Source organism: Nocardia sp. BMG51109, from assembly GCF_000526215.1.
In the GTDB taxonomy this organism is placed as follows: domain Bacteria; phylum Actinomycetota; class Actinomycetes; order Mycobacteriales; family Mycobacteriaceae; genus Nocardia.
This window is the reverse complement of the sequence record NZ_JAFQ01000004.1, coordinates 2,808,565-2,822,575: the sequence shown is the minus strand read 5'-3', so window position 1 is coordinate 2,822,575 and position 14,011 is coordinate 2,808,565. Positions and strand designations below refer to the sequence as shown.

Annotated in this window: 14 protein-coding genes; 4 read left to right on the top strand and 10 right to left on the bottom strand. The window is 67.9% G+C overall.

The genetic code is table 11. From position 1 onward, the window contains the following. Positions 1–41 precede the first annotated feature (41 nt). Positions 42–581 carry a carboxymuconolactone decarboxylase family protein gene (locus D892_RS0114240; RefSeq protein WP_024801874.1) on the top strand — a complete coding sequence of 180 codons (540 nt, stop codon included), beginning with the start codon at positions 42–44 and terminating at the stop codon, positions 579–581. A gap of 88 nt (positions 582–669) precedes the next feature. Here the strand turns inward: D892_RS0114240 and D892_RS0114235 are convergent, their stop codons facing one another. Both D892_RS0114235 and lpdA read right to left on the bottom strand, forming a co-directional pair. Continuing rightward, a complete protein-coding gene (locus tag D892_RS0114235) occupies positions 670–1,323 on the bottom strand; it encodes a Uma2 family endonuclease (protein WP_198036897.1) in 654 nt (217 codons plus the stop codon). Between the two features lie 205 nt (positions 1,324–1,528). After that, positions 1,529–2,932 carry a dihydrolipoyl dehydrogenase gene (lpdA, locus tag D892_RS0114230; protein WP_024801872.1) on the bottom strand — a complete coding sequence of 468 codons (1,404 nt, stop codon included), beginning with the start codon at positions 2,930–2,932 and terminating at the stop codon, positions 1,529–1,531. A gap of 167 nt (positions 2,933–3,099) precedes the next feature. Here lpdA and D892_RS0114225 point away from each other — a divergent pair, with 167 nt between their 5' ends. Next, positions 3,100–3,819 carry an alpha/beta hydrolase gene (locus tag D892_RS0114225; protein WP_024801871.1) on the top strand — a complete coding sequence of 240 codons (720 nt, stop codon included), beginning with the start codon at positions 3,100–3,102 and terminating at the stop codon, positions 3,817–3,819. Positions 3,820–3,856: 37 nt separating this feature from the next. On the opposite strand, the gene D892_RS0114220 is transcribed toward D892_RS0114225, so the two are convergent. Continuing rightward, positions 3,857–4,831, bottom strand: a complete 975-nt coding sequence (locus D892_RS0114220; protein WP_024801870.1) for a dipeptidase — start codon at positions 4,829–4,831, stop codon at positions 3,857–3,859. Between the two features lie 199 nt (positions 4,832–5,030). On the opposite strand from D892_RS0114220, the gene D892_RS0114215 reads away from it, so the two are divergent. Beyond that, positions 5,031–7,094: a prolyl oligopeptidase family protein gene (locus tag D892_RS0114215; protein WP_024801869.1), complete on the top strand. Its 2,064-nt coding sequence runs from the start codon at positions 5,031–5,033 to the stop codon at positions 7,092–7,094. Here the strand turns inward: D892_RS0114215 and D892_RS41165 are convergent. The 7 genes from D892_RS41165 to D892_RS48525 form a co-directional block, all read right to left on the bottom strand. After that, positions 7,091–7,741, bottom strand: coding sequence for a TetR/AcrR family transcriptional regulator (locus tag D892_RS41165; protein WP_024801868.1), 651 nt, complete (start codon positions 7,739–7,741; stop codon positions 7,091–7,093). The two genes, D892_RS0114215 and D892_RS41165, sit on opposite strands and share 4 nt — an antisense overlap. Continuing rightward, a complete protein-coding gene (locus D892_RS43675) occupies positions 7,738–8,646 on the bottom strand; it encodes an alpha/beta fold hydrolase (protein ID WP_024801867.1) in 909 nt (302 codons plus the stop codon). Before D892_RS43675 ends, D892_RS41165 begins: the two co-directional genes overlap by 4 nt. A gap of 356 nt (positions 8,647–9,002) precedes the next feature. Then, entirely contained in the window at positions 9,003–9,863 is an 861-nt protein-coding gene (locus D892_RS0114200) for an alpha/beta fold hydrolase (RefSeq protein ID WP_024801866.1), read from the bottom strand. Positions 9,864–10,079: 216 nt separating this feature from the next. Next, positions 10,080–11,801: an NAD-binding protein gene (locus tag D892_RS0114195; RefSeq protein WP_024801865.1), complete on the bottom strand. Its 1,722-nt coding sequence runs from the start codon at positions 11,799–11,801 to the stop codon at positions 10,080–10,082. A 99-nt stretch (positions 11,802–11,900) separates the two neighbouring features. Next, on the bottom strand, positions 11,901–12,533 hold the full coding sequence (locus D892_RS0114190; RefSeq protein ID WP_024801864.1) for a TetR/AcrR family transcriptional regulator: 633 nt from the start codon (positions 12,531–12,533) through the stop codon (positions 11,901–11,903). A 332-nt stretch (positions 12,534–12,865) separates the two neighbouring features. Continuing rightward, a complete protein-coding gene (locus D892_RS0114185) occupies positions 12,866–13,663 on the bottom strand; it encodes an HAD-IIA family hydrolase (protein WP_024801863.1) in 798 nt (265 codons plus the stop codon). Between the two features lie 72 nt (positions 13,664–13,735). Further along, positions 13,736–13,903, bottom strand: coding sequence for a hypothetical protein (locus D892_RS48525; protein ID WP_232236088.1), 168 nt, complete (start codon positions 13,901–13,903; stop codon positions 13,736–13,738). On the opposite strand from D892_RS48525, the gene D892_RS48520 reads away from it, so the two are divergent. Then, a complete protein-coding gene (locus D892_RS48520) occupies positions 13,902–14,009 on the top strand; it encodes an ArsR family transcriptional regulator (protein ID WP_232236087.1) in 108 nt (35 codons plus the stop codon). The genes D892_RS48525 and D892_RS48520 overlap by 2 nt on opposite strands. The last annotated feature ends 2 nt before the right edge of the window (positions 14,010–14,011 follow it).

Genomic DNA, 14,011 nt, shown 5'->3' with positions numbered 1-14,011 from the left:
CACTTGTGGCACCCGGGCGGACCAGGCTGTTAGCGTGAGGCATGATGTCGACGAAGCCGCGCATCGAGCCGGGCCGCCTCCGCGAGCTGGGCCCCGTCAACTGGGTTGTCTGGCAGGTACTTTCGCGCGCGGCGGGCACCCCCGACGCGCATCTGTTCAGCACCCTGGGCCGCACCGGCGGCCTGTTCCGCGGCTGGCTGCACTTCTCGGGACGGCTGATGCCCGGCGGCAAACTGCCCCGCTACGAGACGGAACTGGTCATCCTGCGCGTGGCACATCTGCGCCAGTGCGACTACGAAACCGACCACCACATCCGCCTCGGCAAGCGAGCCGGCGTCACCCCCGAGATCCTGGACCGGCTGCGCACCGGCCCCGACGCCCCCGGCTGGTCGGCCAAGGAACGCGCCCTGCTCACCGCCGTCGACCAACTCGTGCGGACCCGCGACCTCGACGACCCCACCTGGTCGGCCCTGGCTGCCCACTACGACGAGCGCCGCCTCATCGAAATTGTCCTGCTCACCAACCAATACGAGAGCTTGGCCAGCACCATCACCACGCTGCGCATCCAGACCGACCACTGACCCTGCCCACCGAGCATTTCGCACCGATCCGCCACCGAGGTGCGCCTCGCGTCCGGTGAGGAACCGAGAGCGCCTGGGGCAGCACGAGTCAAGACATCCAGGGCTCCCACTCGTCGGTGGGGATCGAGACGTCGAACGGGTCCGGCAGCACGATTGTCTCCCCGAACTTCCAGCTCATCGACTCCAGGTAGCTGCCCGAACGGCGGTCCGGCTCGGTGAACAGTGTCGCGGCGGCCGTCTTCGGATCCCGATCGACGAGCAAGTAGTGAGCAATGCCGACCTGCGCATATCCATTCCACTTACTGGGGCGAACTCGCCGAGCACCCGGCTCCCGGTCCTCGGCCGCATTCGATGGTGAGGTGACCTCGACGCTCAGTGCCAGTTGTCCGGGCAGGATCTTCGTCAGCGCCGCGACTCGCGCCTGCCGCGCCACCTCCTTGTCGATCACACAAAGATCCGGGATATAGCCGTCATGAATTTCGCTCAGATTGAGGTCTTGGGTCTGAACACAGCGCCATGGAAACGATGCGTCGGCGACCTTGACCGCCGCAAAAGAATCCTGAATCTCACTCACGATCATGTTGTGAGCGAAGTCCGGCCCCGGTGCCACAACGATCTCCCCCCCGATGATCTCGACCCGCGTTCCGTCGTGCGGCAGATCGAGAATGTCCGCCAGTTCGTCCCGCACCCACAGGTCGTACGGGTCCCCGGGCAGCTCGCTATGACGATGCACGACAGCCATGACACTCATTCCGATGCCCTCCCTAGGTGTCTTGTTGCGGCAATCGTAGCCGGAGGGACCGCGAAACCCCAGCTCAACAGCATTCCCGCACCCCTTGGACATTCCCGCACCCCTCCGGCATTCACGCACCCCGTACCAGACCGACGGCAAGGCGCCCTCCGGTTCGAAAACCGAAGGGCGCCTTCGCGGATCGTCGAGTGACGGATCAGAAGTTGATCATGTGCCCCGCCAGGCCGTGGATGGCCTCCTGCAACGCCTCGGACAGCGTCGGGTGCGTGTGCACGTTGCGCGCCAGCTCGTTGACGGTCAGATCCCACTTCTGCGCCAGCGTCAGCTCGGGCAGCAGCTCCGAGACGTCGGGACCGATCAGGTGGCCGCCGATCAGTTCGCCGTACTTGGTGTCCGCGATCAGCTTCACGAAGCCGGTCGCATCGCCGAGGCCGTGCGCCTTGCCGTTGGCGGTGAACGGGAAGTTCGCGACCTTCACGTCGTAGCCCTCGGCCCGCGCCTGCTCCTCCGTGAGGCCGAAGCTGGCGACCTGCGGCTGGCAGAAGGTGGCGCGCGGCATCATCCGGTAGTCACCCAGCGCGAGCGTCTCGGCGCCGCCGATGGTCTCGGCGGCGACCACGCCCTGCGCCTCGGCGACGTGCGCGAGCTGCAGCTTGGCCGTGACGTCACCGATGGCGTAGATGTGCGGGACGGTGGTGCGCATGTAGTCGTCGATGGCGATGGCGCCGCGCTCGGTCAGCTGCACGCCGGTGGTCTCCAGGCCGTAGCCCTCCACCCGCGGCGCGAATCCGACGGCCTGCAGCACCTTGTCGACGGTGACGGTCTCGACCGCACCGGACTTGTTGTCCTTGATGGCGACGGTGACCTTGCTGCCGTTGTCCTCGATGGACTGCACGGCCGCGCCGGCGGTGATGGTGATACCGAGCTTCTTGTACGCCTTGGTGATCTCCTTGGAGACGTCGGCGTCCTCGTTCGGCAGGGCGCGGTCGAGAAATTCCACGATGCGCACGTCCACGCCGTAGTTCTTCAGCACGTAGGCGAATTCCATGCCGATCGCGCCCGCGCCCACGACCAGGATCGAACCCGGCAGGTCGCGGGTCAGGATCTGTTCTTCGTAGGTGACGACGTTGGCCGACAGCGAGGTGCCGGGCAACAGCTTGGTGACGGTTCCGGTGGCGATGATCGCGTTGTCGAAGGTGATCGACTCCTCGCCGCCCTTGGTCAGCGCGACCGACAGCGAGTTCGGACCGGTGAACGACCCCTTGCCGTCGAATTCGTCGATCTTGTTCTTCTTCATCAGGAAGTGGACGCCCTTGACCCGGCCGTCGGCGACCTTGCGGCTGCGGTCGAACGCCGCGCCGAAGTCGAAGCTCGCCTCGCCGGTGATCCCGAACGTCTTGGCTTCCTTGGTGAAAAGGTGTGCCAGCTCCGCGTTGCGCAGCAGGGCCTTGGACGGGATGCAGCCCACGTTCAGGCACACACCGCCCCAATATTTCTGCTCGACGATCGCTGTTCGCAGGCCGAGTTGAGCGGCGCGGATCGCGGCGACGTAACCGCCGGGACCAGCGCCGAGAACGACGACATCGTAGTGGGAAGTCACGGCCACGAGCCTAACTCCGCCGGCGATCGCGGGCCCACCCACCTCCGCCGAATCAGCGTGAATTCGGCATCACACCCGGGCACTCGGGCACGTCCGCTCCACGAAATCAGCAAGTAACACAATTGAGAATGTTATTTTCATGTGGGAGAACGATGTTGGGAGCCCGCATGGCAACGTATGTCCTCGTACACGGCGGCGGCCACGGCGGCTGGTGCTATCAGCGGGTCGCCCGGCTGCTGCGCCGGGCCGGTCACGACGTATACACCCCGACGCTGTCCGGCCTGGCCGACCGGGCGCACGTGCTCGGCCCCGGCATCGGGCTGCACACGCACATCGACGACGTCGCCGAGCTGATCAACCACGAGGATCTGCGCGAGGTGATCCTGGTCGGCCACAGCTACGGCGGCATGGTGGTCACCGGCGCCGCCGACCGGACACACGACCGGATCGGCAAACTCGTCTACCTGGACGCCGCCACCCCGGCCAACGGGCAGTCGCTGGTCGATGTCGCCGGCCCGTACATCGAGGCGGTCCGCCCGCTGGGCGCCGTCGTCGACGGCGTGGAACTCGTCCTGCAACCCGGCGCCGACGCCGGAATGCTGTACGGCATCACCGACCCCGACGACCTGCGATGGATGGCCGAGCGCCTGACCGCCCACCCCTGGCGCTGCTTCGAGGAACCGCTCGATCTCCGCAACGAGGACGAGCTGTGGGCGATCCCGCAGTTCCACATCGTCTGCACCGTCACGCTGGCGACCCGCGACCCGGAGCTGATCGCGAAGGCCCGCGCGGCCGGCCGCCTGTGGGACATCGACACCGGCCACGATCTGATGATCACCGAACCCCAGGCGGTCACCGACTGCCTGCTCGAGGTCGCCACCGCTTGACCGCTGCCACCGCCGAACCGCTGCCACCGCCCGACCGCTAACGCCAGACGCGCCGCGCGGCCCGCAGGAAGTTGCCGCCGAATACGGCCGCCCGATCCGCCTCGCCGAATCCGCGGCGTGCCAGCACGGCGTCCAGTCCGGGCACGTCGCCCGCGCCCAGCAGATCCTCCGGCGGCGTCCACCGCAGCGGGCCCCACCGGGTGTAGTCCTCGGAGAAGTTCTCCGGCGCGGCGGCGATCTCGGCATTGAACTGGTCGCCGTCGAAGGAGAAGTCCGAGCCGATGCCGACATGCTCGATGCCGACCAGCTCCGCCCCGTAGGCGAGATGATCCGCCATCGCCTCGATCCGGGCCGCACGCTCGTCGGAACCGTTGTGGCCGAGGAAGATTCCGACGCCGTTGATGCCGATCACGCCGCCGGTCGCCGCACAGGCCCGGGCCTGATCGTCGGTGATGTTGCGCGGATGTTCCCACAGCGCCGCGAAATTCGAGTGGCTGTAGATCATCGGCTCGCCGGTCACCTCGGCGATATCGAGACCGGTGCGCCGCGAACAGTGCGAGCCGTCGGCGAACACGCCGACCTCGTTCAGCACCCGGATCAGGTCGCGGCCGAATCCGGTCAGTCCGGTGTCCTCGGTGTCGAGGCAGCCGCAGCCCGCCGCATTCGCGCGGTTGTAACTCGGCAGCAGCGAACGCACGCCCAGCTCGTGGAAGACCCGTACCGTGTCGAGATCACCGCCGAGCGGCCCGGAATCCTCCAGATCGAACGCCAATGCCATGGCGGGACCGCCCGCGACCACGTCCTCGATCGACCGGACGAGCCGAAAACGTCCGTCCGCCAAGGCGGCCCGGCGAAACTGCCGCACCAGTCCCAGCGCGTCCGCGGTGCTGTGCGGCGCATAGCCGACATTGACCGACAGATACGAGCCCGGCCGATAGCGCGCCAGTTCGGCGATGTCGGCCGACGGCAGCAGCGGCAGACAGCAGTGTTGTTCCCACAGGAAATGCGGCAACCGGGCCTCCTATCGGTCGTCGGCAACGATGTCGCAATCGTAGGCGGGCCCGCGTGCGGTCCCGCACCGCAGCACACCCCCGGCGTACCCCGCCACCCACCCGGTAAGCCGAGGTGAGCGGCGGTGCCGGCGAGCGCCGGAATCCGGCGGGGGCGGATCACCGGCGCACCGAACCGCCGCGTCGGCAACAATGGCAGGCATGAGCGCCGCCGAGGAGAACCGGAACGACGACCCCTACCTGTGGCTGGAGGAAGTGACCTCCGACCGCGCGCTGGACTGGGCGCGGGCACACAACGAGGTGGTGGTCGACCGCTTCGCCACCGCGGACCGGTTCTCCGAGCTGGAGCACCGCATCCTCGACATGCTCGACACCGACACCCGCATTCCGTACCCGAGCCGGCGCGGCGACCATCTCTACAACTTCTGGCGCGACGCCGAGCACCCGAAAGGGCTGTGGCGGCGAACCAGTTTCGCCGAGTACCGCAAGCCGAACCCGCAGTGGGAGGTGCTGATCGATCTCGACGCGCTGGCCGCCGCCGAACAGGAGAACTGGGTGTGGGGCGGCGCCGCGGTGTTGCGGCCGGACCAGTCGCTGGCACTGATCAGCCTGTCCCGCGGCGGCGCCGACGCCAAGGTCGTGCGCGAATTCGATATGGCGGCAAAACAGTTCCGTGCGGCCGCGGACGGCGGATTCGAACTGCCGGAGGCCAAGTCGCAGATCCGCTGGATCGACGCCGACACCGTCTATGTCGGAACGGATTTCGGCCCGGGCTCGCTCACCGAGTCCGGCTATCCGCGGCTGGCCAAGCAGTGGCGGCGCGGTACCCCGCTGGCGGAGGCCGAGACCGTCTTCGAGGGCGAGCCGGAGGACGTCCTGGTCGCCGCCGGCTACGACCGCACGCCGGGATACGAGCGCCACTACGTCGCCCGGGCCACCGATTTCTTCAACGAATCGGTGTACCTGCTGGAGGACGACGGCACGCTACTCCACATCGATGTGCCGACCGATGCTTCCGAGTCGTGGTTCAAGGACTGGCTGCTGGTGCGGGTGAAGGCGCCGTGGGAGGTGGCCGGCACGACCTATCCGGCCGGCGCCCTGCTGGCCATCGACCTGAACGACTTCCTGGACGGCGCACGGGATTTCGAGGTGGTGTTCACACCGGACGCGCACACCGCACTGCACGGCTACGGCTGGACCGAGAACCATCTGCTGCTGATCACCCTCGAGGACGTGCAGACCCGGCTCTACGTGCTCACCCCCGGCCGCGACGGCTGGACGCGCGCACCCCTGGGCGATACCCCGCCGATGTCGACGACCAACGTCATGAATCTCGACCCGCTCGAGGGCGGCGACGAATTCATGCTCACCACCAGCGGTTTCACCACACCGGCCACACTGCTGGCCAGTTCCGTCGGCGGGCGGACCGAAACGCTCAGGCAGGAACCGGCCTTCTTCGACGCCGACGGCATCGAGACCGAGCAGTTCTTCGCCCGCTCCGACGACGGAACGATGGTGCCGTACTTCGTGATCCGCCATCGCGACCACAAGGGCGCGCCCGGCCCGACGGTGATGTCCGGCTACGGCGGCTTCGAGGTCTCGCGCACCCCCGCCTACAGCGGCGCCTCCGGAATGGGCTGGCTCGAACGCGGCGGCACCTGGGTGATGACCAACATCCGCGGCGGCGGCGAGTACGGCCCCGAGTGGCACACCCAGGTGCAGAAGGAGAACCGCCACAAGGTCTACGAGGACTTCTCCTCGATCGCCCGGGACCTGGTGGCGCGCGGCATCACCACCCCGCAGCAGCTGGGCGCGGTGGGCGGCAGCAACGGCGGCCTGTTGATGGGCGTCATGCTCACCCGCTACCCGGAACTGTTCGGCGCCATCGTCTGTCAGGTTCCCCTGCTGGATATGAAGCGCTACCACCTGCTGCTCGCGGGCGCCTCGTGGGTCGCCGAGTACGGGGATCCGGACATCCCGGAGGAGTGGGAGTACCTGTCCGAGTACTCGCCGTACCAGAACACCAGCGCCGACCGGACCTATCCGCCGATCCTGCTGACCACCTCCACCCGCGACGACCGCGTACACCCCGGCCACGCCCGGAAGATGGCCGCGCGCTTGACCGAACAGGGCCACACGATCTGGTACCACGAGAACATCGAGGGCGGCCACGGCGGCGCCGCCGACAACAAGCAGCTGGCCTTCCAGGCCGCGCTGATCTACGAGTTCTTCACCCAGATGCTGATCGAGGACCGGAAAAGCTAGTCGCGCGAACTCTTTTCGGACCGGTACCGGTCGAAGCCGTCCAGCATGGCCGTGAGGCCGAGATCGAAATGATCCGTCCCGGCCGAACCGTCGGCCGCGGCGGCGAGCAGGTTGTAGTCGGGCCCGCCCGGCGCCGGCTTGCGGCTGCGGACGGCGGCGACGGCCGCCGCCGTCCAGCTCAGCATGTGCCCGGACACGTATTCACCCACACAACGCGCCACCCGCAGCGCGACGGACGGTTCGAACCCGGCGTCGCGCAGCAGCGTGATCATCCGGTTTCCGGTGTCCACGGCCTGCGGACTGCGCACCGGCCGGGTGGCGAAGACCGGCACCGCGTTCGGATGCCGCCGCAGCACCGAACGCACCCGATGCCCGTAGGCACGCATGAGTTCCCGCCAATCCCCGTGCCACGGCAACTCTTCCATCGCCAGCTCGGTGAACATCGCGGCGGCGATCTCGTCGAACAGATCCTGCTGGTCGGTGAAGTGCCGATAGGCCGCCATCGGATCGGCTCCCAGCTCCCTCCCCAACCGGCGCATCGAGAAGCCCTCCAGTCCTTCTCGATCGATCAGCGAAAGCGCCACCGCCGCAATGTGGTCCCGGTGCAGTGCGGGACGATCGGCAGTCCTCCTGCCGCGCGCACTCACCGTCGCGCTCCCTCGACGACGGCGAGCAGGCGCTCGGCGAACGGCACCGGCTGCACCTGGTAGGCGGTGTGCCCGCCCGGGAATTCCACATACGACATGGCCGGCTCCGCGGCGAGCGCCCGCGCGGCGACCTCGTACGGACGGCCCGCGCTGTCGGCTCCGACGGCAATCGACCACGGCACCGAAATGGTGCGCAGGGCATCGAGATCCGGCTGGTAATCGAAGCACAGTGCCGGCAGCTCCCGGTACATCGGTAAGTCGGCATTGCCGAGCAGGCGGGTCATGACCGACGGCGGTTTCCGCGTCGCCCGGCGAACCGCGGAATCCAGCGCGAGTGCGACCCGCGTCGCGCCTGCCATGGCCGCCTGCCCTGCCGCGGACCGGAACACGGCCGGCATGTGCGGCGCCGTCATCACACCGAACGCGGCGAAGGCACGCAGCGGGCTCTTCTCCACCGCCAGCCGCCAGATCTCGGCGAGCTGCCGCCGGCCGGGATCGTCACCCGGCAGCAGTTGCACGACCGCGGGCTCGTGCACGACCGCACCGAGCAACCGAGCACCGTGCCGGGCAAGCACTTCCAACGCGATGATCGCACCACCACTGCTGCCGAACAGATGCGCTCGTTCCACCGCGTAGGCATCCAGAACGGCCACCACATCGTCGGCCTGAGCGCGGTTATCGATCGCCGCCCCCGGCTCGGTGAACGCACTGCGCGAGTTGCCGCGCCGATCGAAGGTGATGACGGTGTACCGGGCACCGAGCAGCGCCGCGACGTCCTCGTAGACCCCGGCGTCGCCGCCACCGCCCGCAACGAGCATCAGCGCGGGACCTGACCCGACCGATCCCGTGTACAACCTCGCGCCCGGCACGTCGACCATCCGCACGACACGCTCCCCACCGGCCATACCAACCCTCCGAGTCTACGGTGTAGACATAAATCTACACCGTAGACTCGCAGGGCGCCGGGAGACCACGCGCGGAGCGCGAGACCCGCGCCCCGCCGCGTACGCCGGGCTCAGCGGGTCCTGTTCCGGATCACCCTCGGCACCACACCTTTTCCGTCGTCCCGACAGGACCTGTTTCCGGCATCCCGATGGAGCCCGTTTCGGTCGTCCCGACGCTCTCCCGGCCGGAATTCCCTGCGCAGCCACCGGCCAACGTCAGAGATTCCGGCAGAAACACGCCGGAACGACCAACCGGGACGGACCGGGCAGCACTGGACGACGGGCCGAGTCACACCGGAACGACGGAACCGGTCCGCTCACAGCTCCCGGACCCACTTCTCGATGCGGTCGACGGTGCCGCGCGGGTCGGTGATCCAGCCGTTGTGGCCCCTGGGTTCCGGCTGGTGCCAGGTGGTGACGCGGGCGTCGGGCAGCTTCTCCAGCAGGTGCGCGGCCGAGCCGGGCGGGGTGAGGTCGTCACCCTCCAGCGTGATCGACAGGACCGGCAGCTTCAGGCGGGCGATGCGCTCCTCGTAGTCGATATCGGCGTCGACAGGGACGAAGCGACCCGTGCGCGCCAGCCGGGCCCAGTCGGAGATCAGCACCTTGGACTGCCGTCCGAACCCGCCCGCGGTGATCACGTCGCCGGGCCAGAAGCCGGCCAGATTGGCGGTCAGCGAGATGGCCGCCGGGCCCAGCCGCATGGCCGAGCGGGCGATGCCACCGTAGCCGCGATAGTAGGGCGTCCCGGAGGCGACCAGGATCAGGCCACCCAACCGACCCCTGACCCGGGCGGCGTACATCGTGCCGAGCTGGCCACCCATGCTGTGCCCCAACAGGATCGGGGTACTGTCCGGAAAGCGCTCGCGGACCACCTCGAACATCGCCGGGAAGTCGACCGAGACCAGCTCCTGGTAGCCGTAGGCACTCGTCGGGCTCGGCTTCGGGCGGCTGTCGCCGTTGCCGCGCAACTCGCCGATCGCCGCGTCGAAACCGCGGCCGGCCAGTTCCCGAGCGAAATCCTCGTAGTAGGCGCCCGGCACACCCAGACCGGGGATGATCACGATCACCGCCCGCGGCGCGTCCGCGGTGATCGGGTGCCGATGCTCACCCCGCGCCGGCGCCAGCCGCACCGGAACGACGCTGCCGTCGGCCACCTGGATCGGAATCGTCTCCATGCGCGCACGCTACCGCGCCGACGCACTGCCGTACCGGCCGACAGCTCCGCTCACCGACACGGCCGTCTCACCAACACAGCCGTCGCCGACCGGCATCCACCGACACCCGGATCCCGGCCCGCCGAGGTGGCGGCGCACCGATGTCGTCGCCTGCCCGCGGACCGCCGGGGCCCGGCAGTGTCCGGTCCACGCCGGACCGGCGGGTGACCGATCGGATCAGACGGTGACCGAATCCGGCTCGGCCGGATCGTCACCCGATGCCCTCGGCTCACTGCCCGCGCTCTGCTCCAGGCTCTGCGACAGCAAATGGTCGAGCCCGGTCCGATTCGACACCACCACCAGCCGATTTCCCGCGGCCAGCAGGCTTTCCGGATCCGGCTGCCACTCCAGTTCGGCGCCGACGGTCGCCTGCAGCGCCAGCACCCGGGTGTGCACCGGCAGGCCCGCGATCCTGATCGGCTTGCCGACCAGCGCCGACCCGGCCTCCACCGGCACCTCGGCGACCATCAGCGTGGCCTCGTTGATCGGCAGCGTCGCGATCACCCGGCGCTCGGCCATCGCCGCGGCGAAACCCTCGGCGGCCAACTGGAAGACGCTGTTCACCACCACCGAGGGGCCGAGGCTGCGCTGCACCCGCTCGGCGAGGTCGTCGTCCGAAACCCGCAGCACCACTTGCAGATCCTCGCGATGCGTCCGCTTGTGATAGGACTGGCCTAGCAGCGCGGCCTCCAGATTCACCGCGTCGCTGCTGGTGAGCAGCACCAGCGCCCGAGCTCGCGACACGCCCGCGGCCGCCAACGTGTTCTCCCAGGTGGCCTGGCCGATCACCACCGGAACGCCGAGCCGGCGCGCCAGCGCGATACCGCGGGCATTCTCGTCGTAGTCCAGCCCGACCACCGGCACCCCGAGATCGCACAGCTGCTCCATGACGCGCATGCCGACGTTGCCCAGACCGGCGACCACCACATGGCCGCTGAAATCCGCAGGCTCCGGCCCGATCTGCTCGGACAACTGGGCGCGCAGCACCCCGCCCACCACCATCGCGGTGACGACGGGTGTCAGGGTGAGACCGACGAAGACGACCGCGACCTGCAACACCTTGAAGATCGGGTCGCGGTCGCGCTCCGGCTGCGCCGCGCCGGCGGCGTCCAGGAGCGTCTCGTATATCGCATCGCCCCAGGCGTTTCCGAACGCGGCCATCAGGGTGCAGCCCAGCAGGATCAGCGCGAGCAACACCAGCACCAGCCGAACCAGGTTGTGGCGGAACAGATATCGGAACTGCAAAAGCCATCGCCTGCGGCTGTTCAGCACGTGTGGGGTGCGCCGGCCGGACAGCGCCAGCGCTCGCGCATCGCTACGGGTGGAGGCGAGCATGCGAACATCGCCCGAGGCCGATTCGGTCAACCCGCACACCATCGTCGCGTCCGGAATGCCGGACGGACCGGTGACATACAGGGTGCGCTCGCCCAGCCGCAGGTACTCCATGGCCTTCTCGCCCAGCGCGGCCGCGATGAACGACGGCGCCGCCATCTCGGAAATGGACAGCACCACGCAGTCGGCGAACAGGGTCCGGATGCGAAAACCCAGGCCCGTATTGAACATTCGGATGACCAGCCGGATATCCGGGTTGAGCTCGTGCGCCTGCAACGCGGCGTGGAAGTTCTCCACATCGGCCTGATCGACCAGCGCCAGCGCCCGCGCCCCGGCGACCCCGGCGGTGCTCAGCGTCTCCTCGTCCAGCCGCTCGGCGCACAGGATGCGCACCCGGTCCAGGCGCTCCAGCTTCGGCACATAGCTGCCCCGGCGATCCGGGATGACAACGGTGACGATGTCCTCCGGAAACCGTTCGACCAGCTGCGCAGCCAGCTGATACACGAGCGGATTATGCCCGCAGACAACGAAACTCGATGCGCGGTCCCCCGCCTTGTCGACACTCACAGTGCGATGCTAAAGCGAATCGTCAGCATACGGCCAGGCAAACCGCCCCTTTTCGTCCGGCCGGTGAATTGCCGATTACCACCGGGGCCGCCTATCTGCTCACGAACTCACCGCCCCGATGATCACCCGGCGCAGCACCCGGATCACATCGTCGAGCGACGGCTGCGGATCCGCGCCGCTCCAGGCGTCCACCACGTAGTTGACCGCACCGATGATCGCCAGCACCCGCATCTCGTAATCGCCGGGCGGGATTTCTCCCTGTTGTGCGGCGCCCTCCGCCGCACCGGCCAATAGCGCACCCCAGGCGCGACGCAATTCCAATCGGAACTTTTCCACATTCGGCCCGGCGCCGACCACCTCGACCAATGCGACCCGGGCCTTACGCGGATCTCTTCCGATGGATTCGACGTAGGCCCGCACGGCCGCATCGATCACCTCGGGAGCGCCGCGGTCGGCGTGATCGGCCAGGGCCGCGGTCACCACCTCCCGCGATTGCCCATCGATCTGTTCGTAGAGCTCCAACAGCAGCGATTCACGACCGGTGAACTCCTCGTAGAACTGCCGCGAGGAGAGTCCGGCATCTTTACAGATGGCGCCGACCGAACTATTCGCGTAGCCGTCACGTGCGAACACGGTCAGCCCGGACTCCAGAAAACGCGCACGTCGCTGCCGCTGCCGGTCTTCTACGGGCTGCCCGGCGTACATCCTGCCCGCGTTCGTCTCCTGTGACATCGCGCCAGACAATACCTAAACGTTCGATCCGTAAGGGATGGATCGGGCCGCTCATTTATCGCGAGAAATCTCGGTGTGATAGCTGAAAGTTGACTACCGGACGTGAGCCGATTCCGCGGTACGCGCGGTGACGCTTATTCAATTCCATTCCCGGGACTCTTCCCGGACTCGCGAGGGCCCAACCCCCTCATCTGGATCAGGCCCTCGCGAGAACCGCCGGCACAGCATCTCCGGAACCGGAGTTACCAGCGGTTTGCCTGTCCATGAAGGACGATACTCATCGCGAACCGATTTCGCGACATTTTGACGGAATTTTCTAGAAGTATTTCTGGTTAATCGCCGGTATCGGGGAGAGCCACGGCCGGCACCAGCGCGGGGAGTTCGGCCACCGAATCGAGCACGTGATCCGGTGCCGATGCGGCGGCGTCGAGTACGGACTGCCGGAATTTCCCGGTTCGCACCAGCACTCCGGTCATTCCGGCCGCCCGCGCGGCGAGCACATCCGAATGCAGGTCGTCGCCGATCATCAGCAGCTGCTCCGGGCGCAGGCCCAGCAGGCCGGCACAGGCATGGAAGCCGGTCGGGGACGGCTTGCCGATCACCGTGATGCGCGCGTGCCCGGCCGCCTCCAGGCCCGGCAGGTAGGTGCCGGTATCGATCCGCAGGCCGTCGGCGGTCGCCCACGTCATGCTGCCCTGCATGGCGATCACGGGAATGCCGTCCAGCATCGACTCGACCACCCGGCTCAATGCGCGATGGGTGAATTCCGCTCCGGCACCGCCGATCACGATGACGTCGGGATGCTCCGCGTCCAGGGTGAGCCCGGTCAGATCGTCCTCGATGGCACCGTGATTGAGCACCCACACCCGCGCACCCGGATGGTGGCGGCTCAAATATTCGACGGTCAGCCGGGCCGCCGTCACGATCTCCGAGATGTCCACCGGAATGCCTGCGGCGCACAGCCTTTCGGCTATCTCGGCGCAGCTGGCGGAGGTGGTGTTGGTGAGGAACGCCCGGCGCAGCCCTGCCTCGTGCACCGCGCGTACCGCGTCGGCGGCGCCCGGGACCGCGCGCCACGAGGTCACCAGCACGCCGTCGATGTCGTACAGTACGCCCCGGATACCGGCCATACATCCAGCCTAGCGAGGGTGATCACACCCCGCGCCGCGTGACGATCGGATCGCGAACGAAAAGTTGAGCAATTACTTGACCAACCGACGGATCGGCATGAACTCGAGCATGTGCTCAACCAATCGGACCGGCTCGATCACATCTTTCGCGCCCTGGGCGACCCCGCCCGCCGGCACCTGCTCGAGCGATTGAGCAGCGGTCCGGCTGCGGTCAGCCACGCTGGCCGAGCCGCTGGACATGTCGCTGGCGACGGTGGTCCAGCACCTGCGGGTACTACAGGATGCGGGGCTGGTCCGATCCGACCACACCACAACCGATTACACCACCACCGATCACGAGGAGTAGGC

Excerpts from the sequence above, each read along its gene's own strand:
- D892_RS0114240 (WP_024801874.1), top strand. The coding sequence starts at position 42 with ATGATGTCGACGAAGCCGCGCATCGAGCCGGGCCGCCTCCGCGAGCTG.
- D892_RS0114235 (WP_198036897.1), bottom strand. The coding sequence starts at position 1,323 with ATGGCTGTCGTGCATCGTCATAGCGAGCTGCCCGGGGACCCGTACGAC.
- D892_RS0114225 (WP_024801871.1), top strand. The coding sequence starts at position 3,100 with ATGGCAACGTATGTCCTCGTACACGGCGGCGGCCACGGCGGCTGGTGC.
- D892_RS0114215 (WP_024801869.1), top strand. The coding sequence starts at position 5,031 with ATGAGCGCCGCCGAGGAGAACCGGAACGACGACCCCTACCTGTGGCTG.
- D892_RS43675 (WP_024801867.1), bottom strand. The coding sequence starts at position 8,646 with ATGGCCGGTGGGGAGCGTGTCGTGCGGATGGTCGACGTGCCGGGCGCG.
- D892_RS0114200 (WP_024801866.1), bottom strand. The coding sequence starts at position 9,863 with ATGGAGACGATTCCGATCCAGGTGGCCGACGGCAGCGTCGTTCCGGTG.
- D892_RS0114190 (WP_024801864.1), bottom strand. The coding sequence starts at position 12,533 with ATGTCACAGGAGACGAACGCGGGCAGGATGTACGCCGGGCAGCCCGTA.
- D892_RS0114185 (WP_024801863.1), bottom strand. The coding sequence starts at position 13,663 with ATGGCCGGTATCCGGGGCGTACTGTACGACATCGACGGCGTGCTGGTG.
- D892_RS48520 (WP_232236087.1), top strand. The coding sequence starts at position 13,902 with ATGTCGCTGGCGACGGTGGTCCAGCACCTGCGGGTACTACAGGATGCG.
- D892_RS48525 (WP_232236088.1), bottom strand. The coding sequence starts at position 13,903 with ATGTCCAGCGGCTCGGCCAGCGTGGCTGACCGCAGCCGGACCGCTGCT.